21 protein-coding genes are annotated in these 24,968 nt (G+C 65.0%); 9 read left to right on the forward strand and 12 right to left on the reverse strand.

From position 1 onward, the window contains the following. Nucleotides 1–2: 2 nt before the first annotated feature. From FOC40_RS09905 to FOC40_RS09930, 6 genes are all read right to left on the reverse strand, one after another. Nucleotides 3–2,558 (reverse strand): glycoside hydrolase family 66 protein, encoded by a 2,556-nt coding sequence (locus FOC40_RS09905; protein WP_004565569.1) that lies wholly within the window; start codon nt 2,556–2,558, stop codon nt 3–5. Between the two features lie 193 nt (nt 2,559–2,751). Further along, complete coding sequence (locus FOC40_RS09910; protein WP_004565568.1) at nt 2,752–4,485, reverse strand: alpha-glucosidase; 1,734 nt, start codon at nt 4,483–4,485, stop codon at nt 2,752–2,754. Then, nucleotides 4,472–6,043, reverse strand: a complete 1,572-nt coding sequence (locus tag FOC40_RS09915) for a glycoside hydrolase family 66 protein (protein ID WP_004565567.1) — start codon at nt 6,041–6,043, stop codon at nt 4,472–4,474. Before FOC40_RS09915 ends, FOC40_RS09910 begins: the two co-directional genes overlap by 14 nt. Beyond that, nucleotides 6,040–6,885 (reverse strand): carbohydrate ABC transporter permease, encoded by an 846-nt coding sequence (locus FOC40_RS09920; RefSeq protein ID WP_003792187.1) that lies wholly within the window; start codon nt 6,883–6,885, stop codon nt 6,040–6,042. The genes FOC40_RS09915 and FOC40_RS09920 overlap by 4 nt, the downstream gene beginning before the upstream one ends. Beyond that, complete coding sequence (locus tag FOC40_RS09925) at nt 6,882–7,817, reverse strand: carbohydrate ABC transporter permease (protein WP_003792185.1); 936 nt, start codon at nt 7,815–7,817, stop codon at nt 6,882–6,884. The genes FOC40_RS09920 and FOC40_RS09925 overlap by 4 nt, the downstream gene beginning before the upstream one ends. 69 nt (nt 7,818–7,886) lie before the next feature. After that, nucleotides 7,887–9,191, reverse strand: a complete 1,305-nt coding sequence (locus FOC40_RS09930; RefSeq protein ID WP_004565566.1) for an extracellular solute-binding protein — start codon at nt 9,189–9,191, stop codon at nt 7,887–7,889. Nucleotides 9,192–9,329: 138 nt separating this feature from the next. Here FOC40_RS09930 and FOC40_RS09935 point away from each other — a divergent pair, with 138 nt between their 5' ends. After that, nucleotides 9,330–10,460: an ROK family transcriptional regulator gene (locus FOC40_RS09935; RefSeq protein WP_231126011.1), complete on the forward strand. Its 1,131-nt coding sequence runs from the start codon at nt 9,330–9,332 to the stop codon at nt 10,458–10,460. A 562-nt stretch (nt 10,461–11,022) separates the two neighbouring features. Here FOC40_RS09935 and FOC40_RS09945 read toward each other — a convergent pair. After that, nucleotides 11,023–11,307, reverse strand: a complete 285-nt coding sequence (locus tag FOC40_RS09945) for a hypothetical protein (protein ID WP_155844146.1) — start codon at nt 11,305–11,307, stop codon at nt 11,023–11,025. A 350-nt stretch (nt 11,308–11,657) separates the two neighbouring features. Continuing rightward, the gene (locus FOC40_RS09950) at nt 11,658–13,100 is read right to left on the reverse strand and encodes a L,D-transpeptidase family protein (RefSeq protein ID WP_004565555.1); all 1,443 of its coding nucleotides are present in this window, start codon (nt 13,098–13,100) and stop codon (nt 11,658–11,660) included. 206 nt (nt 13,101–13,306) lie between these two features. Here FOC40_RS09950 and FOC40_RS09955 point away from each other — a divergent pair, with 206 nt between their 5' ends. The 5 genes from FOC40_RS09955 to FOC40_RS09975 all read left to right on the forward strand — a co-directional run bounded on the left by FOC40_RS09955 (nt 13,307) and on the right by FOC40_RS09975 (nt 18,594). After that, nucleotides 13,307–14,629 (forward strand): AMP-binding protein, encoded by a 1,323-nt coding sequence (locus FOC40_RS09955; RefSeq protein ID WP_196773352.1) that lies wholly within the window; start codon nt 13,307–13,309, stop codon nt 14,627–14,629. A gap of 43 nt (nt 14,630–14,672) precedes the next feature. Beyond that, nucleotides 14,673–15,566 (forward strand): 1,4-dihydroxy-2-naphthoate polyprenyltransferase, encoded by an 894-nt coding sequence (locus FOC40_RS09960; protein WP_004565552.1) that lies wholly within the window; start codon nt 14,673–14,675, stop codon nt 15,564–15,566. Between the two features lie 237 nt (nt 15,567–15,803). Further along, nucleotides 15,804–17,393, forward strand: a complete 1,590-nt coding sequence (locus tag FOC40_RS09965; protein ID WP_231126012.1) for an alpha/beta hydrolase — start codon at nt 15,804–15,806, stop codon at nt 17,391–17,393. An 83-nt stretch (nt 17,394–17,476) separates the two neighbouring features. After that, nucleotides 17,477–17,974, forward strand: coding sequence for a DUF4853 domain-containing protein (locus FOC40_RS09970; RefSeq protein WP_231126013.1), 498 nt, complete (start codon nt 17,477–17,479; stop codon nt 17,972–17,974). Between the two features lie 152 nt (nt 17,975–18,126). After that, entirely contained in the window at nt 18,127–18,594 is a 468-nt protein-coding gene (locus FOC40_RS09975; protein ID WP_231126014.1) for a DUF4853 domain-containing protein, read from the forward strand. 77 nt (nt 18,595–18,671) lie between these two features. On the opposite strand, the gene FOC40_RS09980 is transcribed toward FOC40_RS09975, so the two are convergent. Further along, on the reverse strand, nt 18,672–20,105 hold the full coding sequence (locus FOC40_RS09980; protein WP_039929659.1) for an MFS transporter: 1,434 nt from the start codon (nt 20,103–20,105) through the stop codon (nt 18,672–18,674). A gap of 185 nt (nt 20,106–20,290) precedes the next feature. On the opposite strand from FOC40_RS09980, the gene FOC40_RS09985 reads away from it, so the two are divergent. Next, nucleotides 20,291–21,196: a ribokinase gene (locus FOC40_RS09985; RefSeq protein WP_155844147.1), complete on the forward strand. Its 906-nt coding sequence runs from the start codon at nt 20,291–20,293 to the stop codon at nt 21,194–21,196. Nucleotides 21,197–21,272: 76 nt separating this feature from the next. Then, complete coding sequence (locus tag FOC40_RS09990) at nt 21,273–21,665, forward strand: PLD nuclease N-terminal domain-containing protein (RefSeq protein WP_003792172.1); 393 nt, start codon at nt 21,273–21,275, stop codon at nt 21,663–21,665. Nucleotides 21,666–21,768: 103 nt separating this feature from the next. On the opposite strand, the gene FOC40_RS09995 is transcribed toward FOC40_RS09990, so the two are convergent. The 3 genes from FOC40_RS09995 to FOC40_RS10005 form a co-directional block, all read right to left on the reverse strand. Further along, entirely contained in the window at nt 21,769–22,437 is a 669-nt protein-coding gene (locus FOC40_RS09995) for a histidine phosphatase family protein (protein ID WP_004565545.1), read from the reverse strand. Nucleotides 22,438–22,501: 64 nt separating this feature from the next. Then, entirely contained in the window at nt 22,502–22,600 is a 99-nt protein-coding gene (locus FOC40_RS10000) for a 30S ribosomal protein bS22 (protein WP_003792170.1), read from the reverse strand. Between the two features lie 84 nt (nt 22,601–22,684). Beyond that, complete coding sequence (locus FOC40_RS10005) at nt 22,685–22,903, reverse strand: helix-turn-helix domain-containing protein (RefSeq protein WP_003792089.1); 219 nt, start codon at nt 22,901–22,903, stop codon at nt 22,685–22,687. A 142-nt stretch (nt 22,904–23,045) separates the two neighbouring features. Between FOC40_RS10005 and FOC40_RS10010 the strand changes: the two genes are divergently transcribed. Beyond that, nucleotides 23,046–24,608: a TrkH family potassium uptake protein gene (locus FOC40_RS10010; RefSeq protein ID WP_039929658.1), complete on the forward strand. Its 1,563-nt coding sequence runs from the start codon at nt 23,046–23,048 to the stop codon at nt 24,606–24,608. Nucleotides 24,609–24,968 lie beyond the last annotated feature (360 nt).

The raw sequence follows: 24,968 nt of genomic DNA on the forward strand, positions 1-24,968 counted from the left end.
CACTACTGCGGCTTGCTCCACTTCTGGGTCGCCCCGCCGTTGCAGTCCCAGACCGTCAGGCGGTTACCGTTCGCGTAGTGGTCTGCGTCCAGCGTCAGGCACTTGCCTGAGTGCGGGTTGTAGTACTGGTTGCGCGGCGTGTAGTGCCAGGTTTGGGAGGGCGCGCCGTTGCAGTCCCAGAGGTGGGTGTAGGTCCCGTTCTCGGTCCCCTGATATTCGAGGTCGACGCACTTGCCCATGACGGACAGCGTGTTGCCGTCGTAGGTGACGCGCTGGGCCGGGACCGAGGCGCAATCGTAGAGCTGGATGGGCGTCCCATTGGCGGATGCTCCTTCTCGAACGTCCATGCACTTTTGCCCCTGGTTCACAACGTTGCCGTTGCCGGCCGTGTTCTGTCCCATGTAGAGGACATCCCAGGCATGGAGGTTGTCGACGTCGATATCGACGTAGTTGCCCGCCTCGTCGGTGCCGAGCCTTGAGGGCAGGGCAACGGCTCTCGTCCCGCGCTCGGTGTCCGGGGTGACCTTGTAGACGGTGCCCGGCGTGGGCGAGTCACCGTAGTGGTAGCGCACAGTGAAGGATCCCGTGTCCGTCACCGAATTGCCCGGGTCGCGCCAGAATTCGTCGTTGCCAAGCAGGTTGATCAGGTGGATGACATCCATTCCGCCCGAGCGCATGACGCGGGCGTAGATCGTGTTTTTCAGGCCGTTGCGCGACACGTTGTATCCGGGGATCTCGACGATCGAGTCGTCGAGGGGGCGCAGCGTCGGCCCGTAGAACAGTTCCTCGTAGCCGGTGGTGACGTCGTAGTAGCGACTGATCCACTGCGTCAGCTCCTCGTCCATCCACTTGGTGCGATCCGGGAAGTAGGCGGCGGCAATCATGCGGTCGCCCTGCCCCATCTCGATGTGGCTGGCGCCGTTGGCCGCGAGTGCCGCGTCGAACAGCTGGACGGAGGGGGTCGAGAAGGAGTTGATGTGCAGCTCGTCGAGGTTGATGTACCCATAGTCGCCCTCATCGACGCTGATCGTGACGGTGTGGTCCCCCTGGGTGAGATACGCCCAAGTACCTCCCTCAATGTTCCAGTGGTCCCAGTCCTGCGTGAGGCCAAGAAGGACGTTCCGCGAGACGACACGCCCGTCGACGGAGAAGGTTCGCGCCGCAATGTCTCCCGTGGCGTTGGACCACCGCGGGACGAGGCCGTAGTTGCGCGAGGCGTCCACATGGACGCGGAAGGTCACGGAGTCTCCACGCTCACCGAAGTGGTCGATGAATCCCGTACCTGAGTAATCGCGGTGATCGGTAGCCACCTGCACGCCCGTGCGCGACACGGTCGATGCTTCGGCCTCGTACCCGGGGCCGTTGTTCCACTTGTTGTTGACGTATCCGGCGACAACGGCGGGCTTGTTCCCCGACAGGATGCGCTGTTGCTGGAGGTAGTTTTGCACTTCCTCGTAGCGTTCGTGGGAGTCCCACATTTCCGTGTACTCGTAGGTCGCGGATCCGGCGGCCATGTGGTCCATGCCGAAGCCGTCCACCGCGTTCATTCCGACGGGTTTCCCGGTGGCGTCCATGGTCTGATCGATGAGCGTGCCGAAGGCTTTGGGCAGATCAACCGGAACGCCTCCGGTTGTCGCCATTCCTCCCTGGTGATCCTCGCTGTGGCCCCAGTCGCCAAGCTGGTCGAGGTGGGTCCCGTCGAACCCAATGTCCTCGCTCTGGTGGACGTACTGGGAGACGATGTGCGAGCGCCACGCAGGGTTGGATGGGTCCATGATCCACAGGGTGGAGTCCGGACGGTTCGCCAGCATTTCGAAGGACCAGGGACTGCCGCTCGAGCGGTAGGTTAGCCTCCAGTCGGGGCTCACCCCATAGGATTCGTAGCCGTTGAGCGCCGCGTAGCTCATGGAGTACGGGTAGGCCTCGACGGAACGCCACTGGGCGGCGTTAATGAGTCCTGTGATGGTGTCTCGCGACATTTTCTCCCCGCCCCACGAGGACCAGGTGGGGGCGACGCCGTTTCCGTCGTAGGGAACCGGTGCCTCGTGGCGGTACATCCAGTCGTAGAACTGCAGGGCATTGATGTGGTACTTCTGGGCGAGGTCGTCGACGATCCTCTGCTGGTCCGCCCCGCTCATGCCCTCGGGGTAGGAGTCCAGGAACCCGAAGCGCAGGTAGCGATACGGGTCGGAGGACACGTCCAGCGCGGTCTCGCCCTGCGCGCCGTTGTCCGAGTCGGCTTCGATGACGTAGCCGGTGTAGTCGCGGTCGGGGGCGCTGAACTCCCAGGATGCGCGCCCGGATCCGTCGACGGGCCGATCGTCCGAGGCCATGACCTGTTCGCCCAGGTGCATGAGGCGGAATCGGACGTGTGATGCGCCGGTGACCTGGGCGGTCACGTCGACGCTCTGGTTGGGCAGGTATCGGGCGTTTTCTGTCCAGACGCGCGTGATCTGCGCCTGGGCGTGCGCCGGCGTCACCATCCCGATGATTCCGGCAGCGGTCGCTGCTGCCGTCGCGACGATCGCTACTTTCGCGGTTAACACTCGCGATTTCATGGTGTGTTCCTTTTCAAGACATCGTTGTCTGCCCCGCGCGTGGGTCGGGCGAGGACGGAGCACAAATGGCTTCCGTCGAGCACGCGTGCTGCGTGCGCGCGTCGAGGCATCGTCTCCTTCGTCGGTGACGAGGCCTATGAAGACCCCCGGGGGCGGCCATCGGTGCCGGCCCCGGGGGAATCGTCATGTGGAGTTAGCGAATGTAGACTAGGGCCTCCCATTCTCCGAGGGTTTCCGGGACTCCCCGGTCCCCCTCGGGCAGGTCGCGGTTGGCCAGGAGGAGGTCCCCACTCACCCCGCGCGCCGCCTCGCCGAGGGGCGCGCTCTGGGAGGAGAGGTTGACGAGGACGGTTGCCACGGCCTCGCCGAGCGTGCGGCGGTAGGCGAAGATCGCGGGCGAGGGGGCAGCGATGCGCTCGAACGCGCCAACCGCGATGACGGGGAGTCCGTGCCGGATGTCCGCGAGCGCGCGGTAGTAGGCGTACACGGAGGACGGGTCGTCGACCTGGGAGGCGGCGTTGATGTCGCGATAGTTCGGGGTGACGCCGATCCACGGGGTGCCCTGCGTGAAACCGGCGTTCTCGCTCGCGTCCCACTGGACGGGGGTGCGCGCGTTGTCGCGACCGGTGAAGGCCAGGCCCTTCAGGACTGACTCGGGGCTCTCGCCCGACTCCACGGCCTCGCGGTAGTAGCGCAGCGCCTCGACGTCTCGGTAGTCGTCGATGCCCCCGAAGACGCTGTTGGTCATGCCGAGTTCCTCGCCCTGATACACGTAGGGCGTCCCGCGCAGCATGTGCAGGGCCGTAGCCAGGGCCGTTGCCGACTCGTAGCGCCACGCCTCGTCACCGAAGCGGCTGACGGCGCGCGGTTGGTCGTGATTGTCCAGGTAGAGGCTGTTCCAGCCAACCTCGCCCTGGGCCTCCTGCCACTGGGTGAGGCAGTCGGCGAGCTCACCGGGGCGCAGCGGGCGCGGGTGAAACTTCCCCGCTTCAAGACCGAGGTCGACGTGGTCGAACTGGAACACCATGTCGAGCTCACACCGGGCAGGATCCGTGAACAGCAGGACGTTGTCGCGGCGCACGCCCGGGCACTCGCCGACCGTCATGGTGCCGGCGCGACCATCGAAGACCTCGCGTCGCATCTCGGCGAGGTATTCGTGCAGGTGCGGACCTTCGGAGAAGTGCGGGAAGCCCTCGCCCCACGCGCGCCCGGGGTAGACGACGCCGTCGGGCAGGCCAGGATCCTTCGAGATCAGGTTGATGACGTCCATGCGGAAGCCGTCGACGCCGCGGTCGAGCCACCAGTTCATCATCTCGTAGACGGCGGCACGGACCTGTGGGTTCTCCCAGTTCAGGTCGGGCTGCTTCTTATGGAAGAGGTGCAGGTAGTACTGGCCCGTGGCCTCGTCCCACGCCCAGGCCGAGCCGGAGAAGAAGGACCCCCAGTTGTTGGGCTCAGCCCCAGCATCGCCGCCCACGCACCCGGGACGAGGATCGCGCCAGATGTACCAGTCACGCTTCGGGCTCTCCCGCGAGGACCGCGACTCGACGAACCACGGGTTCTCGTCGGAGGAGTGGTTGACGACCAGGTCCATGACGAGGCGCATGCCCCGCTCGTGGACGCCCTCCAGCAGGCGATCGAAGTCCGACAGAGTGCCGAACATCGGGTCGATGTCGTAGTAGTCGGCGATGTCGTAACCGTTGTCGGCCTGCGGGGAGGCGTAGATCGGAGAGAGCCACAGGACGTCGACGCCGAGGGCCTGCAGGTAGTCGAGTTTGGAGCGGATCCCCTCGAGGTCGCCAATGCCGTCACCGTTGGAGTCTTTGAAGGAGCGCGGGTAGATCTGGTAGACGACGGCGCCCTTCCACCACTCGTCGGGGCCCAGGCCGTTGCCTGCGGGGTTCAGCGCATCATTACAGAAGAACATGGAGCACCTGCCATACGTTGAGGTCGGGGAGGGAAACAACGGCCTGGCCGTCGACGATTCGCACGTCTAGAGGGATGAGCGTCGAGCCTGCATCGGGATCCGCCGCCGCCACGCGCGGTACGCGCCCGAACAGGGGCTTCAGACGCAGCGTACCGCCTCGTAGCGCGATCGCCGAGCGGTGGGACCCGTCCCACACCGTGTCGGACTGTCCCACCAGGTTGATGAGGTGGACGACGAGCGCGTCCCCCGCGCGGGTGACGCGTCGCCACACGCATCCGGGGGCGGCCTCCCAGCACACGGGGGCCTCGTCGAAGGACACGTCGATATCCGCGTTGTACGCGCCCACGTACGAGGCCGTCACGTCGACGATCCCGGGATCGACGAGGATCTCGTCGTTTGCGACGAGGAAGTCGTACCAGCTGGCGAGCATGTCGAGGGTCTCATCCTCAGCGGGCATGTTGCGCACGTAGTACGGGTCGACGAGGATGTGGCCGTCCTCTCCGGCGAGGAGCTGGGTGGCTCCGTGCGAGAAGAGCGTCGCCATCGTGAGCCGCGTGGACGCGTCACCCACGTCCCGGGCGGCCTTGTCGTAGATGGCCTGGTAGGCCGCCAGGACGACCGGCTTCCCACCCCCGACGAGGCGGGCCCTCGTCGCCACGCGAGCCAGGGCCTCGTACGTGGTGACGGGTTCCCAGGGCTCGATGTAGACCGCGTCCTGCGGGGCGCTGGGCGAGGACCAGGTCGGGAAGTCGTTGACGTTGTTGAACACGAGGGTCGAGCCGGGCACCGCCTCGCGCACGCCTCGGATGAGGGTGTCGAAGGATGAGGCGACGTCGACGACCTCCCCATTGGGGCGGACGGCCGCCTTCGGGCAGCCGTACTGGTCCAGGTGGAAGCCGTCGAAGCCGACCTCGCGCGCGGCCGCCGCAACGTCTGCCGCGAAGTGGGCGAGCCAGCGCGGGTGCGCAGGATCGACGATGCGCAGGAAGTCGGCGAGCGAGTACGGCTCCCCCGCTGGATCCAGCAGGGCCGCATCCTCCCACTGTTCCCACTCGTCATTGCCGACGCCGTACACGGCCGCGTAGCCGATGGATCGCGTGCCCACCGCCCGCAGTGCCTCGATGAGGGCGCGCACGGTCGCCAGGGAAATCGGCTGATCGAGGGCATCGAGGTACTCCTCTCCCCCGCCCAGCAGATCCGCGTGCCGATACGCCCAGTCGTAGAACTGAATGCCGGTCAGGTGCAGGCGACGCGCGAAACGGGCCACGGCCTCGACGTCCTTTCCCGGACGGAAGGACGCGACGAAACCGTATCGCAGTCGGTCCGACGCCGACGCGCACACCTGGAGAGCGCTCGACGCACCGGTCGCGGGCTGGGCGACGCCGTACCCGCCGACGCTCAGTTCTCCCAGATCGACGAGGCCGGGGCGCTCGCACCGGACCTCGCGCACAGTCTCGCCCAGGTGTGTGATGACGAGGTCGCCCGGGTGGGAGGCCTCGACGAGGACGGCCTGCCCGGGCAGGTAGACGGATTGGGTGGGAAGGAGCAAGGGAGTCATCCTTTCACGGCTCCTGCGGTCAGGCCCGCGACGAAGTGGCGCTGGAAGATCAGGTACACGACGATGACGGGGAGAATCGCGATCAGGGACGCGGCAAAAACGAGCCCCCACTGGGTGGAGTTTTGCCCGTGGAACAGCTGAATGGCGATGGGGAGAGTGCGCTTCGTTTCCGTCGAAATGACCGTGAGTGCCCACGCGAACTCGTCCCAGGTGGCCAGGAAAGTGAAGATAACGGTCGTCGCGAGCGCCGGCCTGGCCAGCGGCATCGCGAGGCGCCAGTAGCGGGTCCACACGTTCGCGCCGTCGACCTCCATGGCCTCGTCAAGCTCGCGGGGGATCCCCTCGAAGAAACTGCGCAGCAGGAACGTGTTAAGCGCCAAGTTTCCCGACACGTAGAACAGCACGAGGGCCCACAGGTTATCGATGAGGTGCAGCTGCTTCGTGAGCACGAACTGCGGAATGATGAGCATCATCGACGGGATCATCAGGCCGAGGAGGAGGGCCCGGAAGAACCACTCCTTGCACGGGAAATCGAAGCGCGCGAACGCGTAGGCCATCATCGAGGAGAGCCAGACAGCCAGCACCGTCGACGTCACGGACACGAACGCTGAGTTCAGGGCGTAGCGGGAAAAATCCTGCGTCGTCCACGCCTGCACGAAGTTGTCGACCGTGCCCGGGTCAGGAATGAACTTCGGTGGCGTCTCCAGGACATAGGCCTGCGGCTTGAAGGCTGTCGACACCATGTAGGCGAACGGCAGGATCATGACAATCGCGCCGACCGTCAGGACGACGAAGCGCAGCGACGTTCCGGCGGCGTGCATCGTTTTGCGTGACGTGCTCATGCTCCCGCCCTTTCGTCGTCACGGTTCAACACCTTGAGCTGAACAATCGAAATGATGAACACGAGGATCGTCAGGACGACCGCGATCGCCGAGCCGTACCCGAAGTTCAAGTCGGAGAACGCCAGGCGATACATGTAGGTGAGCAGGACCTCGGTCTGGCCATTGGGCCCGCCCTTCGTCATGAGCAGCACCGACGTGAAGACGTTCAGCCCGCCGATCACCAGCATCACGATGACGAAGACGGTGGCCGGCCAGATTGCCGGCACGGTCACGGCCTTAAAGCGCTGCCACCAGTTCGCCCCATCGACGAGGGCGGCCTCCTCCAGCTCCTTGGGTACCCCCTGGAGGGCGGCGAGGAAGATCATCATCGACCAGCCGATGCCCTTCCACACCCCCAGCGCGCAGATCGCGATCATCGCCGTCCAACGGTTCGACAGCCACGACGTGTCCCCCGCGCCCAGGTGGGCGCTCCCCAGCATGTAGTTAATGAGCCCCTGGTCGGCAAACAGGTACTTGAAAAGCAGCGACACAACCACCCAGGACGTGACCACGGGCAGGTAGTAGAGCACCCGGAACAGGGGCTGCAGCGGCGCCTTCGAGCGCAGCAGCATCGCAACGGCGAGGCCGAGGATGATCTGCGGGGGCACCGTCAGCGCCATGTAGATCCCAGAGTTACCCAGACCCGTCCAAAACGATGGGTCATGGAAGGCCTTCACATAGTTGTCCAGGCCTACAAAGTCCGAGTTCGAGCCCTTCACGATGTTCCAGTCGTAAAAGCTCATCTGCCCCGAACGCACCATGGGGTACAGGACGCACAGGGCGAACAGGATCATTCCCGGCGCCAAGAAAAGGTAGGGGGCCACCGGGTTCCTCCGGGAGGAACGCCGACGCGCGCGAGGCGCCACGGCCTCGTCCGCGGTGGGGGTGCTCATGAGGAGTCCTTTCCCGGGCCCAGCCCCGTGCGTGTGGGAGCCGGGCCCGGTTGCAGGAGCGACGCCAGGTTACTTGGCGGCGCTCAGGAGCGGGTCAATCTGCTGCGCAGCCTTCGTCAGGGCTTCCTTGACGGTCACCTTGCCTTCGAAGGCGGGGGTCAGCTCAGTCTTGAGGATCTCGTCGACCTTCCCGGAATCGGGGATGGACAGGCGAGACTTCGCGGTCTTGAGCTGCTCGGAGAAGATCTTGGTGCCCGGCGTCGCCTCGGCCTCCTCGGCCGCATACTCGGCGACGACCGTCATCTGGCCGGCCTTGCTCATCGGCAGCTGGAACTCGCGCGACTGGGTGAACTCGAGGAATTTGTACGAGGCCTCGAGGTCCTTCGTCTGCTCCGTGATGACGATGGACTCGCCGCCGACGACCGAGATCGATCCGCCCTCACCGGCGGGGACCTTCGAGTAGGTGGGCTTGAAGTCCGGGTAGGAGCCCGCCCAGATCTGGTCCATCCATGGGCCATCGAGGATCGTCGCGTACTCGCCATTCGGCATGCCGTCCTGCGTCTTGGTCGCACCCTCGTTGCCGATAATCGCGTTGGGGATCTGCCCCTCCTTATACAGGTCGACGAGGAACTGGACGCCGGCCACGGACTTATCGGAGTCCAGGTAGCCCGAGGCCTTGGTCTGGTCCGGGTCGGCAATGTCGCCGCCCGCGCTCCAGATCCACGGCATGATGTTCCACTGCGAGATGTCGCCGTCTGCGAACGCGTAGACCGAGCCGCCCGCATCCTTGGCCTTGGCGGCGAGGTCCTTCAGCTCGTCGAAGGTCTCAGGAGCCTTGTCGACGCCGAGCTTCGACAGGGCATCGGGGTTGGAGATGAGCACGCGCGTGTTCGTATCCAGGGGCAGGCCGTAGTGGTGGCCGTTGTACAGAGTCGTGCCCAGCAGGCCCGGATACACCTTGGCCGCGAGCGCGTCATAGTTCGGCATGTTTCCGTCGAGCTGCTTGAGGACGCCCAGCTTGGCGAACTGAGCGTTCCAACCGAGGTCGGTACGGATCAGGTCGGGCAGTTCTCCGGCCGCGGCGCCGGTCGTGAGCTTCTGCTTGAGGCCATCGTACGGCATGTCGACGTACTTGATGGTGATTCCGGGGTTTGCCTTCTCAAAGGCGGGGATGATTTCCTTCTCCAGCGCGTCCTTCTGTGCGCTGTTGGAGCCCGCACCGTACGTGCCCCACAGGGTCAGTTCGACGGTCGAGGAGCCGGATCCGGAGTCGGAGGATGATGACTGGTCGGCAGTGTTACCGCCACAGGCTGCGAGCATCGAGGCCGCAGCGAAAAGGGTGACACCGACGGTGAGGAGACGCTTCTGCTTCATTGCACTGTGATCTTTCTCGTGATCGCGACCACCTTTGGCCGCTTGGAGGTAATTTCACCACGCAAAATTAGTCTTGTCAATACGCTAGGCAAATTTGAGATTTACGTGTAATCTTTTTTTCACCAGAAAGGAATGGTCATGACCTGGCAGCCCAAAGACGAGCTCGCTTCTGCGGTCGCGCTCGAAGTCCTCATCCACGGCCCGCTCGGCCGCGCTGAACTGGCCCGACGCCTCGGCCTGGCCCCCGCGACGCTCACACGCATCTCGACGGAGCTCATCGCCTCGGGCCTCCTCGCCGAGGTTCCCGAAGCGACCCAGCGCACCTCCGGTCGCCCGACCATCCCCCTCGACGTCGTCCCCTCCTCGCACTACTTCCTGGGCATCAAGCTGACGGATAGCGCACTCGACGCCACCGTCATCGACCTGAAGGCGACCCCTCGCGACTCCTACCGAGTCCCCCTCGACTCCCTCACGCCCATCCGCGTCATCCGGGCGATCGCGGACCTGACCCACCGTGCCCGCTCGGCCTACCGCATCGACGCGATCGGCATCGCTGTCGGCGGCATCGTGAACGCCGACGGCACCGTCGAGTCGGCACCCTTCCTCAAGTGGCACGACGTCCCGCTCGCTTCCCTCGTCTCCGAGGCGACCCGCTTGCCCGCCTTCGTCGCAAACGACCTGTCTGCCTACACGCAGATCCAGCACTGGTTCGGGTCGGGCACCGGCCACTCCAACTTCGCCGTCATCACGGTCGGCGTGGGCGTGGGCTACGGGTGCGTCGCGAACGGGGCGCGCCTGGAGAACGAGGACTCGGGCATCGGCCTCGTCGGGCACTGGCCGTTGGATCCCCTCGGGCCCATCTGCTCCCAGGGGCACCGGGGTTGCGCCGAAGCAATGCTGACGACCCCCGCAATCTGCCGGGACGCGTCGGCCGCCGTCGGCCGACCCCTCGAATGGAATGACGTCATCACCCTCGCTTCTGAGAAGCACCCCGCGGTGGAGGCAATTCTGGCGGCGTCGGGGCGCGCCCTCGGCAGGCTCATCGGCCTAGTGGCGTCATTGACGGCGCCCGAGCTCGTGATCATCGGCGGCGAGGGGGTCGCTCTCGCATCCCTGAGCGGCGATGCCGTCCGGGAGGGCATCGGCGAAGTGCGCGACCCGCGAGCCACCTCGATTCGCGTCACCCTCTCCGACGGCTCCAACGAGGCCTGGTCTCGTGGTGCCGGCGTCATTGCGTTGCAGGGCTACATCGCGGCCCGAGCCGCGTAGCCGGCCCCCTTGCGGCGTTGGTGTTGCTGCAGCGGCAGGTCTGACGCGTCGGCTGGCTGCGTCGGCGGGCCCGCCAGGTCGCCCACGGTCTGCCACCTGCGGCCTTCCGTCTGCTGCCCTGGCCGACCGCTGCCCGCCGTCTGCCGCCTGTCGCCTGCCACCATGGCCGACCGCCGCCTGTCGCCTGCCACCATGGCCGACCGCCATCTGCCGCACCAGCCGAGCGCCGGACGAGCCCACCCGCAACCACACGCACGCTGCCACCGATTCGGCTCATCGACGCGACTATCGGCATCGGTCCGGCGCCCCTGAGCGACATGCCCCCACAATTCCGCATGCAATTCCCTGAGGGCTCACACTCGCGATGACCCACAAACCGCAGAACTTCAACGATCTGAGTTCAGATTTTGAAATACATTCAGGGGAATTGCATGTGACCTTTCTCCCCGGCTGATGAGCGACCACCGCAAGGACTGCGGGCGCACATAGACACGTTCACGATGAGAGCTTGCAGCGGTTCTTCCGCGAGAAACTCGCCCAGCGCACCAACAAGCAGCGTTTTTCACCCGTTTTGGGCTTGCAGGGCGAACTTTTTCGGGCACCACGGCAGGAACGGGAGATGCGGGGCGAACTTTTGCGCGCACAGGATGCGATGACGGACCAACTTTGAAACCGCCAACACCTTTGCACGCCACGCTGCGCGCCCCATTGAAACCGCCAACACCTTTGCAGGTTGGAATTCGCCCGAAAATGGCCTTTCATCGCCCGCAATGGTGATTGCGGTTTCATTCCACTGCAAGGAAGCGCCAGCAAAGGTGCTGTCGGTTTCATCGCGGAGCGCAAACACACCAGCGATGGCGCCAAGTGCGCCGCCGAGACACGGTGGACTACGAAAGAAAGATCGCCCATGTGCGGCGATGGGGCCTGGCCGGGCTTCGAGACGACGCGCCGAGCGAAGCTCGCAGCGCGGACGGCGAGCGGGCGGGCCGCCGCCCACGGGCGCACCAAGCAGCCCGGCCCCACAGCAGGATCAGACGGCGCCCGGAACACCAGCGGGGCCACAAACACAAACACAACAAAGCGGGCCGGAACCCCTCGGTTCCGGCCCGCCCTCGATGCTCAGTGATTATTGGCGCTACGCGACATGTATCGGCGCCACGCGGCAGGTGATCACCAGTGCACCACAGCAGTCAGCTGTCAGTAGTGCACGACCACCGTGTCGCCCATGTCCGTCCAGTCGTAGATGAACTTCGCGGCGTCGACGGGCATGTTCACGCAGCCGTGGGAGCCGCCGTAGCCGCTCCAGCCGAAGGAGGAGCGCCAGGGGGCGCCGTGCATCGCGTAGGAGCCGGTGAAGTAGGTGACCCACGGGACGCCTTCGGTCTCGTACTTGGTTCCGTCGGCGTTCTCGCCGCGCATGGTCTGCACGTCGTACTTGAGGTACACGTGGAAGGTGCCGGTGACGGTCGGGGTGTCAGGTGCGCCGGGAACCATGTAGTAGGGGCCGCCGGCGACCTTGCCGCCAATGTAGGCGGTCACGGAGTTGTCGGCGAGACTAATGTCGACCCACTTTTCACCTTCGGCTGCCTGGTAGACCAGGTTTTCGGTGCCTTCGGCGACCTGCTTGGTCTCGGAGCCGGGCTCGACATCGTCGTAGTGGAACAGACCCTCGTACGCCTTGCCGTCGGTCATGGCGGCGATGATGTCTTTGGTGACCTGCTCGGTGTTGTTGGTCTTAAGGCCCTTCTTACCCTCGCGGGCGACAGTCAGAACGTTGCCGGAGGAATCGACGTTGTCGACGCGGTTCTGCGGCTTGACGTCGGTGGTGGCGGCCAGCGCGTTCACCCAGTCGGCGACCTTGACGGTGCTGATCGAGGGAGTATCCAGGCTGCCGTCATCCTTGGTAAGGAATTCAATCCACTGGACCTTGTCGGAGCGCTCGGCACTGAAGGTGTCGATACCGTCGGAGATCTCGATGTTCGTCTCCAGGAGGGCGTTGGCCTTCTCAGCGGCGGCCTGAGCGTTCTCAGTGGTGATGGAGGGCTCCATCTGGTGCACGCTCACGTCCTGGGTGACGGAGGTGAGGGTAGCACCCGCCTGCTTCACGGCGGCGGCCACGTCCTCAGCGGACACGCCGTTGCCCATCTGCGCAGGGGTGACGGTGAAGGATTGGCCATCTTGGGCGACGATGACCGAGGCGTCCTTCATTTCCGAGGTGAGGGTCGAGTTCACACTCGCCGCGAGCTTCTTGATCGACTCTTCGCTGACGGTGACGACGGGCTCAATGTCGCGCTCGGAGAACAGGGCGCTCACGAAGGCGGGGAAGGACGTGGAGCCCTTCATCGCGGCGTCGGCGGTTTCGTCGGCGTTGACCGAAATACCCGCTTCGTTGAGCGAGGCCTTGGTGGTCTTGCCTTCGACGGTCAGGGTCACGTTGGTGGCGTCGGCGCGCTGGTTCACGGCGGAGACGACCTGGTCGCGGGTCATGCCCGCCACGGAGGTCCCAGCGACGCTGGTTCCGGGCAGGGCGCGTCCGGAGTAGTTGGCGGCGTAGACGACGCCGGCGCACACGACGAGGAGGACGAGGGCGCTCACAACGCCGATCGCCCACTTGGTTCTCAGGGATAGTACTTTGAGCATCGTCACCTATCGTATAGCCTCGCGTGCAGTTGCGGGCACATAACGTTGAATTTTCAGCTGCGTTGTCTGCCACAGGGAAAGAGTCATTATTTCACCGTTTCAACCGACAAACGTGACTATTGCCGCGAGGCCCCCTTCCACCTGCGCGAACACGAGCGCTTATCCTGGTTGTGTATGCGTTCGCTGTCGACTTTGGGAGGCTCATCATGACCGCGCCGCGACTTCTTGTTGTGCCCGGGGGCACCGCTATCGGCGCGGTCGCGCTGGCGAATGCGTCGATTCATAAGCTCGTGGAGCTCTACGAGGAGCGCCAGGCGGACCCGAATCATCCGGCACCGCACACGGTCGTCATCCTGCGCACCCCCGAGGATGTGCCACCGGCGACACTGCGCGGCTCCGCGGTAGCCCCCGAGGAGGCTTTCCCGGAGGACCGTTACCCCGGTCTCGCCGAGGCGATCAACGCGGACCCGCATTTCTTCGACGGCATCGACCTGGTCGTTCCGACGTCCGGATCGAGCGCGGGCAGCCCCCGCCTCGTCGGCCTGTCGATCGAGGCTCTCATGGCCTCGGCGAAAACAACCGAGCTGGCTCTGGAAGGCCCGGGCCGTTGGATCTTGGCGATGCCGGCGCACCATATCGCGGGCGCGATGATCCTGCTGCGCGCGGCCGTCGCGGAGACGAACCCGCAGATCGTCGACACCTCCGAGGGCTTTGACCCCCGCGCCCTCCTGCCTGCGATTCAGGGCGCCACGCAGGACGACATGCCCGGCTACCTGTCGCTCGTTCCCACCCAGCTCGCCCAGTGCCTCGACGCTGGCGAGGAGGTCGTGGGACCGATGCGCTCCCTGGCGTCGATCCTCGTGGGTGGGGCGGCGACCAACCAGCAGCTGCTGGCACGCGCCACCGAGGCGGGCCTGAAGGTGCGCCTCACCTACGGCATGACGGAGACGGCGGGCGGCTGCGTGTACGACGGCAAGCCGCTGCCGGGCACGTCAGTGCGCGCGGTGGATTGGGACGGGCGCACGCGCCTGGCGATCCACGGCCCGACGCTCATGACCCGCTACCTGGACGCGGAGAGCCCCTTCTTCGACGAGGGCGGCCACCGTTGGCTGCTCACCGGGGACCTGGGCATTATCCGGGCTTCGGGGACGGTGGAGGTGCGCGGCCGCGCCGACGACGTGATCGTCTCGGGCGGCCTGTCGATCGCGCCGGGTCCGGTGCGCCCCGCGGTGCGTTCCTTCGAGGGCGTGTCGGACGCGTGGATTATGGGCACCCCGGACGAGAAGTGGGGCCACGTGGTGACCGCGCTCGTGGTTGTCGATCAGATGCCGTCGGATTCGCTGGAGATGGCGGAGCTCGGCTCGGCGATCCGCGAGCATGCGGCGGCACACATCGGGCGCGCGCAGGCTCCTCGCCGGATTGTGGCCGTCGAGTCCCTCCCCTACCTGGGCTTCGACAAGATCGACCGCGCCGCCGCCGCGCAGGCTGCGGCCGAGGCCTCGGGTACCGAGCGGGAGTGGGTGCGCTAACCCGCTGCTCGGACCCGCGCCCGCTCCAACTACACTGGTGGGCATGGCTTCCGTTTCTGACTGGATTGAAGGCGCTCGCCTGCGCACCCTCCCTGCTGCCGCCGCGCCCGTGATTGTGGGCTCTGCAGGCGCGCACTACCTGGGGGGTTTCAGCGCGGCTCGCGCTGCCCTGGCACTGCTGGTGGCGCTTGCCCTGCAGGTGGGGGTCAATTACGCGAACGACTATTCGGATGGCATTCGGGGCACGGACGACAACCGCAAGGGGCCCGCGCGCCTGACGGGCGGCGGCCTCGCCAAGCCGAAGACGGTGCTGGCGGCCGCGCTCGGTTCGTTCGCGGTGGCCGGCGTGGCGGGCCTCGCCCTGGTTGCCGTATCGGGTACCTGGTGGCTGATCGCTGCGGGTGCCGCGGCGGTTGTGGCCGCGTGGTTCTACACGGGCGGTAAGCACCCGTATGCGTACTTGGGCATCGGCCTGTCCGAGCTGATGGTCTTCGTGTTCTTCGGTCTCCTCGCGTGCGTGGGCACGGCGTGGACGCAGGTGCGGTCGGCTCCGTGGTGGCTGTGGATGAGCGCGTCGGCGGTGGGTCTGCTCTCGGTGGCACTGCTGATGGCCAATAACATCCGAGATATTCCGACGGACCGCGAGTCGGGCAAGATGACAGCCGCCGTGCGCCTGGGCGATCGCCCGTCGCGTTGGGTGTTTGCGGCGTGCGCGTGGCTTCCTGTCGCGATGATCATCGTGCTGGGCGTCGCGGTGGGACTGCATCCCCTCGCGACGGGCGCGCTGGGCGTGGGGGAGGGAGCGTGGGCTGCCGGAGTGAGCCTCCCGGTCCTCACCGGCGCCTCGGGCCGCGAGCTCATCACGGTGCTGCGCAACACGGGGTTCTTCACCCTGGCGTGGGCGCTGTTGGCTGCACTCGCACTGATCCTGTCCTAGGAACAAGGCAGGGGTCACTCCGTTCACAAGCTCTCCCCGAGTAGCGAAAAACGACCATCTGTCATATAGGATGACCTACAACACTACTCACCGTTTAGCAGAGGCCACGATGAGCAACGATTCCTACACGCCGGGCGAGCACGCCCCGATGGGCAAGGTCGCCCTGGGTTCGGTGATGAAGCCGTGAAATGGACAGACATTCAGCAATGGGAGTCGGCGCCGCTGCAGGCGTACGCAGTGGAGTGTGAAAATAAGCAGCGCAAGCTGCAGGCAGAAGGTGACAACCTCGCTGCAGACCTTGAAAGCCTGTCGGGGAGCGGACAGACCGTCCAGGCCGCTCGCAGCTCGCTCCGTCAGCAAATCTCCTCGATCGAGCGGCAGGTGAATCACCTCATCAGCACGGCTGAGATCTGTAGCGCGGGCGCACATGGGATCGACAGGCTTCGCGCGAATATCGACGACGCACTCCAGCTGGCCAACACGTGGGGCATGTCTATTGACGCGAGCGGAAACGTGTCGATGGATGCCACCCAGGTACAAAAGCTCGTCGACGAGGGCAAGAGCAGGAGCGAGCTGAAGTCCCTGGTTAAAACCGCTCAGGAACGTGTCAACACTGCCCTCAAGCAGGCCCAGGAACTCGTCGAGTCTCTCTCGCAGAAGCTCGCGGCCCTCGAGGCAGGTACCTTCGACAACAACGTGCACTACTCCGCAACGATCAAGAGTCGCCCCACGTTGCCCCCAGCCGACGCCTCCCCGCAGGAAGTCGCATCCTGGTGGAGTTCCCTGTCCGACGAGGACAAGCAGTGGATGATCCACGAGCACCCCGACGTCATCGGCAACCTCGAGGGCGTCGACTACACGTCGCGTAACGAAGCGAATCGCATCATGCTGCCTCGTCTTAAGGAACAGGCCGAGGCTGACCTTCAAAAGTTCTACGATGACAATGGGCCGTATATCGAGCCAGCTCTGCGTTCTGAACGAGATCGCCTGAAGAACCGCGTGACAGCCCTCGAGCAGATCGAAGAAACTCTGGAGCGAGAGAATACAGAGAATCCCCCAGTCCCACGCTACCTGATGCAGTTGGATGCCTCCGGACCAAACATTCTCGCGGCCGTCTCTCAGAATAATCCGGATGATGCCGATCACATCGGCGTCATCGTTCCCGGTATGACAACAAGCGTCGCAGACTCCCTGGGCGAATATGACGGGCATGCGACAACCCTGCGTAAATCGGCAGAAACTGCGGCGACAAACGGCAAAAAGGTCGCCATGGTCGAATTCTTCGGCTACGACGCACCTCCCGGCCCTGCCGAGGCTTCCTTCACCATCATGGCTAACAATGGTGCACCGAAGCTCGCCAGCTTCCTGAACGGCATCGACGCGGTGCGAGAGCACGGGGCCGGTGACGCCCACATCACCGTCGCCAGCCACTCCTACGGCTCGACCACGGCGGGTATCGCCGCGACGCTGGTTAACGATGGCGTCATCGACGACTTGGTGCAATTCGGTTCGCCCGGCTCGGGCGTGCAGGATGTGAGCGAGTTCCACGTCCCCGAAGGACACACGTACGTGAGTGCTGCTCCCTACGAGAACGACATGGTCCAAGGACTCGGACCAAACCCCTGGTTCGGTAAGAATCCCGACACTATGGACGGCTATAAGCATCTGTCAGGCGACGTCGGTCCTACTAAATGGGGCCTCCTACCAATTGGCGTGATCCCGATCCCCATCCCCAAGCCTTTCGCTCAGCACAGCGGCTACTTTGAAGAGGAGACGCAGGCGAACCGTGACATTGCCAGCGTCATTGGAGGTAACCCAAACGTATGAAAAAATCACTCCCCCTCATTCTCTCGATTTTCTCAGTCGTCTTATTTACCGTCAGTGCAATCACACTCTATTGCGGAGGTTTCATGAACCCCTTTCCCCCCAAGGTCAAAACTGTTGAAGCGTTCCAGCGCGACCTTGAGCCCACCATCATTGCCGCGCGCAACGAGCTTCTCACTGCTGAGAACTTCATGGCGTACAAAAACGGCTATCAAATCGACACTTATTCCAAACGTGGCGAAACCATCTGTTCTTTCCAGTCACGCACTTTTTTCTTCGCCGAGCTGGACACAGACCACATCCGCGACACCTACAACAAGCACCTCCTCCCCCTCGGATTCAAACTCTCCGAAAAACGCTGGACATCGGGTGGAGTCGAACTCGCGAACTTCCTGTGGACCAACGAGGAGTACCACGCTGTAGTGACATCAACGACACGTCTCGGAGAACAGACCGCCATGTTCTACTACACGCAGGGGACCCCTACAGACGGATCCACTGGTAACCCACCGCAGCTCATCGACCAGCCCGGACGCATCCCCGACTGGTTCGACCCCAACCTCCCTCCAGCAGACCAGAAATGACACAACAGGCACCGGCACACCGAGGAGCACGACCACTCGCATTCCTCGCCTGCGCCCTCCTGGCGCTGTGCACCGCCTCATGCGCGGAGTTTTTCGGTGGTACTCCGGGGATGAATCCATGGCACGCTGAGCAGCTTCAGCAGGCTGGGCAGATGCACTCCATCGAGGACTTTGGACGCGATATCGAGCCGGCCCTGATCCAGGTACGTAACGAGCTCATCAACGAGAACAACTTTGAGCTGCGCCATGGAGACGACGCGATTTCCAGCCAACCAACGGGAGATCAAACACTCTACAGCCTCAATTCCCCAACCATTTATTTTCTTGAAGACAATGTCGACAAGGCACGGACGGCGTTTGAAAGTCATCTGACCCCTCTCGGCTTCACGGTCACGGTGGACGAACAAATGACGGACAAGGAAGGAAAATTGACTTGGATCGTCGCACGGAACCCCACCTACGGGATTAGCGCCAGCGCCTACATCCGTGATTCCAAGCGTTCTTCCTTCCACTACGAGACCGAAATGCTCAGCTCCGATGGATCAACGGACGACCCTCAGCAGCTCGCCGACATCCCGGGCCGCCGACCCGACTGGCTCATCCCTACCCCCACGACCTGACAGGCATCACGACCACGCGTGCTCGCGCTGCTCCTGTCCTAGCAACGAGGCCGGTGCTGCTCTGCGCTCCCCCGCCGTCAGCGCCCCCGGCGGTACAGGTACTCGTGCAGCCAGTCACCCGCGATGCCGGTCGCTGCTGCTACGACGCAGACGAGAGCGACGGCCCGGAATGCGCCCGTCGCGAGCATCGGCGTGAACACGCCAATGCCGATCGCGGCGCTGCCCTGCATGGCGAGGTCGTTCATGGCGACGGCACGCCCATTCTGCCCGGGGGCGACGGTCGCGAAGACCGTGTCGTAGATGGGCGTGAACAGGGCACCAAAGCCCGCGTAGATGAAGCACATGGCGGCGGTGATCACCCACGGGCCCATGCTCATGCACAGCGCAATGAGGGCGGTACCCACGAGGATGAGGGTCACGCATGCGCGCACGGTCCGCCCGCGCCCGATCCGAGCCATCACGGCGCCCGACGTCATGGCGGTGGCCAGGGCGACGCAGTAGGCGGGCAGGAGGCGCACGGACACCTGGGCGGGCGTGAGCCCGTAGTTAGCGGCACCGATTCCGTTCATGAGGGGCGCGACCGTGAAGTTCATGCAGTAGACGATCACGATGAGGCTGATCGAGCGCGCCCACGGCACGTTCGTGAAGAAGGAACGCGTGATGAAGGGGGCGCGCGCACGCCCGATGTAGCGCCAGAAGAGGACCCCGCCGAGGATGAGGCCCGCAATGAGCCACCAGCGCGGGTTCGCGGCGACCAGGGTGAGTAGCAGGGCCAGGGAGGAGAAGATCGCGAGGCCGACGACGTCGACACGCCCGGCACGGGCACGCGCGGGGACACGACGCCCCATGATCGGCAGGCAGGCGAGGCCGGCCAGGGGAATGAGGAGGAGCAGAGCCCAGTTGATGTCGGCGAGGATGCCGCCGGCCAGCATGCCAATCGCCGTGCCGCCCTGGAAGGCCGCGCACATGAGGCCGACGTAGAGGCCTCGTTTCTTCGGGTCACGGATGGCTGTCGCCAGGATCATGTACGCGGAGGCAGCGGCCTGGTATCCGAGGGTTTGGAGCGCTCGGGCGACGATGACGCCGACCAGTGACGAGGAGAAGACGAAGCCGAGCAGGGAGCCCGCGACGATCAGCGCGATCCCCACATCGACGATCCGGCGCAGCGGAATGAAGTCACCGAGGGTTCCGTACAGGAAGCAGGCGACGCCGAGGACGATGCCGGGGATCGCCGTGATGAGGCCGGAGGCATCCCCCGCGCCAATGCCCTGGGCGACGCGCAGGTAGACCAGGTTGAACCCCTGGAGGGAGACGGTCCCGAGCGCGTAGATGCCGAGAAGCGGCAGGAGCACGCGCGCCGGCCCGTCCGCGTATTCGCCGTCCGTGGCGACGGTGCGCAAGTTGACCGCGGGGGCCGAGGCCGCTCCTCGAATGACCTGTGAGGGGACGGTGGCGACGCGGCAGGTGGGACCTGCCGATCGAGAGGAGATGAAGAAGCGGAGCGTGCGCACGGCGATTAGTTCACCACAAATCAACCGTTTAGCAGTATTGCAGGAAACTAGCGCGCAAATGAAGCTCAACTTAACACTCTGATAGCCCGTCACTCCCCGTACGCATGCCCGTCCATCAGGGCTCAATGTCGCCACTGTCCCGCCCCTGACGTGGCACAATGAATCATCCCTCGCAAAGGAGCACTATGTCTCGCGTCATCGTTGTCGGTTCCATCAACCAGGATGTCACGGTCACCGTCGACCGTTTCCCGAACCCCGGCGAAACACTCTCGGGCACCTCGCTCACCTACGGCCTCGGCGGCAAGGGCGCGAACCAGGCGGCCGCCGCCGCGCATTCGGGGGTCCCCGTCTTCTTCGTGGGCGCGGTCGGCGCGGATCCCTCGGGCCAGCGCCTGCGGGCGGAGCTGGCGTCTCACGGCGTGGACGTCACCCACCTACGCGAGGTCGACGGGCCGTCCGGGACCGCGCTCATCACTGTCAACTCCTCGGGTGAGAACACGATCATCCTCGACGCCGGGGCGAACGCGACCGTGACCGTCGAGCCCGCCAAGGCCTCGTTGTTCCCCGCCCCCGCCGACATCGTCGTCCTCCAGGCCGAAATCCCTGCCGAGGCTAACGCCGAAGCCCTCGCGTGGGCACACTCGTTTGGCGCGCGCATCCTACTCAACCTGGCCCCCGCCCGCCCCACCGACGCCACATTCATGGCGCGCGTCGACGTTCTCATCGTCAACGAGACGGAGGCAGGCCTGACGCTGGGCATGCCCGCCCCCGCCGGCCCCACCGAGGCGATCGGCGTCGCATGGGCGCTGCGAGGCCTCGGCCCCAAGCACGTCATGGTGACGCTCGGCGCGGACGGCGCGGCGTGGGCGTCGGGCAGCGAGGCCGGGCACTTCCCCGCCCTCACGCTCGGCGAGGCCGTGGACACCACCGGGGCCGGGGACGCGTGCGTGGGCGCGCTGGCGGCCGCCATGGCCCTCGGCAAGCCTTTCGCCGAGGCCGTAGCCGACGGCATCCGTGCCGGGTCGACGGCGGTCCTCGCACCGGGCGCCGCCCCCTCGTACGCAGCACTCCCCCGCGTCACGCGCGCCTAAACGCCGCGCGACTCCTCCGATTGCTCCGGGAGTGAACGCGCCAGCGTGAGACGGCCCACGCCCCTATGCTAGGGGCATGGCCAGGATCGTCTTCGTCGTCGCAATGCTCGCAGTCACCATCTACGCTGCCGCCGACTGGCACCGCACGCCCGAAGACGAGATGCCCGGAAAGATCGCCAAGCCCATCTGGCTGATGATCATCCTCTTCACCGCGACGATCGCCGCCATCGGCCCCATCGCCTGGCTCGTCCTGCGGTGGGTATCGCGCGAGGAAAAGAAGCAGACCCGAGCGCCCGAAGCCCCCAAGCGCCCCTCCTCTCCCGACGACGACCCGGAGTTCCTGTTCCGTCTCGAGCGCGACATCCAGCGCAAGCGCCGCGAGGACGAGCGCCGCGCGCAGGAACAGCGCAAGAGCTCCAAGGATGAGGAGACCGACCCCGCCGAGGATTCCAGCGACGAGGCCAACTAAGCGACGCTCACGCCATCTGCCGCGGGCACTACCCCACTGCGGTGCGACGCGGTCGCAGCACGACGCGGTCGCGGCACGACGCGAGGCGCCCCGGCCAGCACGGTCAGCGGCGCAAGTCCGCCTGCGAGTCCCCCGGCGTCATATCCTTCGCCATCGCAACCAGGTCAGCCGCGGGCTCCGCGTAGGACGTACCCACGAGCGTCGCACCCGAGAAAACAAACGACGTGATCGACGCGAGCGCACAGTGGCGCGACTTCGGCGCGTGCGCCAGCGGCTGGCCGTTCACGAAGCGCGTCAGCGTCACGATCGGATTCTGATGGGACACGACGAGCGCCTCACGCCCCCGGGCCTCACGCAGCGCCGAGGAGAGGGCCGCACTCATACGCGACGCAATATCCCGATAGGGCTCACCCCACGAGGGACGCAGCGGATTGCAGTAGTACTTGAAGTACTTAGGGTTCGCCAGCATCGCGCGGTTGGTGTTCACCGGCAAACCCTCGAAGACGTTGTCCGACTCAATGAGGCGCGGATCCGACTGAATGCCCAGGTCGTACGCGGCCGCCGTCGGCGCCGCCGTCAACTGCGCACGCAGCAGCGGCGACGAAATCACGCGAGCAATATCCGCACCCGAATCCACCAGGTACTCAGCGGCGCGGGCAGCCATCGCATGCCCAAGCTCCGTCAGCCCAAAACCGGGCAGCCGCCCATACAAAACACCGTCGGGATTGTCCACCTCGCCGTGGCGCATAACGTGAATAATGGTGCGGTCCATGACACCCAAGTATAGGGCCCCGAATACACGAGAGGCCCGACCAAAAGGTCGGGCCTCCGCTCGCTCACTTCTTATTGCGACGCTGGTGACGCGTCTTGCGCAGGAGCTTACGGTGCTTCTTCTTCGCCATGCGCTTGCGGCGCTTCTTGATGACGGAGCCCATGGGGTTCCTCCCTCGTAGTGTGTGCGGCAGAGGTACTACCGCTGATGGATGATGGGTGCCCGAGCCGGGCACATCGTGCCTATACTACCCGCCAATGACGCGAGCCTGGTCACCAGAGTGATCTGCCATACCGGCCTGGATCATCTGGGCGACCGCAGCCTCCGGGACTCGGAAGCTCTTTCCGACGCGAATCGCGGGCATTTCGCCACTGTGAATCAAGCGGTACACAGTCATCTTAGAGACGCGCATGATGTCCGCCACTTCCGTGACAGTCATAAAGCGCGGCGCCGACTGCTGTTCCATTAATGACTCCCAGATATGCTCGCGAGGCGCGCTAAACCCGATTCGTTCACCGCTTACGTAGCCTCACGAAATATACTAATGCCTAACCGTATGGAAACTGCAACTTTGTCCACTTTTGTTGCAGAGTCGTTAAGGAGCATCGATGGCACCGGCACACAAGGGTCGTCAGCAGCGAGGCAAGAACCCTCGCTTACGTCCCGAACCCGGCGCCACCCGTTCCCTGATGCACGGACGCGCCACGGCCTCGTCCCCTGTGTTCTCGGAGGACCCGCTGAACCCGCAGCCCTCCCCCGTCGTACGCCGAGTCGCCGAAGGCCCCCAGAACCCGCACGGCGAGGTACCCACCACAACTGTGCAGCGCGTGCGCGCGTGGCTGTCCAAGCAGGCCCGTTATTCACCCGCACGCCTCGCTCTGGGCACATTCGCGCTCATCATCGGCGTCATCACGGCGCTCCTGATGTTGCCAATCTCCTCCTCGTCCGACACGTCCGCCCCCTTCGTCAACGTTCTCTTCACCGCCGTGTCCGCCGTCTGCGTCACCGGCCTGACCACCGTCGACACCGCGACCTACTGGTCCCCCTTCGGGCAGGCAGTCATCGCCGCCGGCATCGTCGTCGGCGGCCTGGGCGTCATGACCCTTGCGTCGATCCTCGGATTCGCTGTCTCACGCCACCTCGGCCTCACCCAGCGTATGCTCGCCACGCAGGAAACCGGCACCGGCGCCATGGGCCAGATCTCCCTCCTGCTCAAAGCAGTCATCGCGACATCGCTGACGATGCAGGCCCTCCTGGCCGCCATGTTCCTCCCGCGCTTCCTATCGATGGGCATCGACCCCGTGCGCGCCGTGTGGGACTCCGTCTTCATGGCGATCTCCGTGTTCAACAACGCTGGCTTCGTCATCCTGCCCGAAGGCCTCTCCCCCCATGTCACCGACTGGTGGATGCTCATCCCCATCATCCTGGGCACCACCGTGGGCGCCATCGGCTTCCCCGTCATCATGGACGTCGCGAAGAACCTGCGCACACCGCGGCGTTGGCGACTCCACACCAAGCTCACCCTGTCGACCTACCTGATCCTTGCATTCGTGGGGGCGCTCGCCCTCGCGCTCACCGAGTGGAACAACCCCGCAACTCTGGGTGCGATCGACACTCCTTCTAAGATCCTCAACGCCATGCTCGCCGGCGTTAACTCGCGCTCGTCCGGCCTGTCCGCACTGGACGTCGGCGCCATGCGGTCCCAGACCCACTTCGTGCAGGACATCCTCATGATGATTGGCGGCGGCTCCGCATCCACAGCGGGTGGCGTGAAGGTCACAACTTTTGCCGTTCTCGTCTTGGCTGTCATCGCGGAGGCTCGAGGCGACCGCGACATCGAGACCTTCGGGCGTCGCATCCCCACGAGCGCCGTCCGACTGGCGGTTGCCGTGTCGCTGCTGGGCCTGGCCCTCGTGGCCGTGTCCGTCGTCCTGCTGCTGTCAATGACGAACTATTCTCTCGACATCATCCTGTTCGAAACCGCCTCCGCGTTCGCGACCGTAGGCCTGTCCACCGGCATTACCCCGGCCTTGCCCATCGGCGCCAAGTACGTGCTTATTTTCCTCATGTTCGCCGGCCGTACCGGCTCCATGACGGTGGCCGCGGCCCTCGCCCTGCGCGAGCGCTCCCGCGTCATCCGCATGCCGGAAGAACGGCCAATCATCGGCTAATTGCGGGGCGGCCGACACTCGCGCTTGAAACCCACAGCACCAATACACGGCGGCCGACACTCGCGCTTGAAACCCACGACACCAATGCACGGCGGCCGACACTCGCACTTGAAACCCGTGACACCAATGCACGGCTCCAACCACCCAAAGCAGGCCCATTCACACCCGCAAAGGCGACACCGGTTTCACGCGCCACGCCAACCACACCCGCAAAGGCAACCCCGGTTTCACCAACGGCCGACAAACACAACCGGCGGCACCGCCCCCAGGCCGCCGACTCCCATCACCGTGGTTTATCCACAGGCGAGATGCTGAACGCCAGTTATCCACAGGGGCACAATTCCAGCTTCTCATCTCACT

This window comes from Schaalia odontolytica, from assembly GCF_009730335.1.
GTDB lineage: Bacteria > Actinomycetota > Actinomycetes > Actinomycetales > Actinomycetaceae > Pauljensenia > Pauljensenia dentiphila.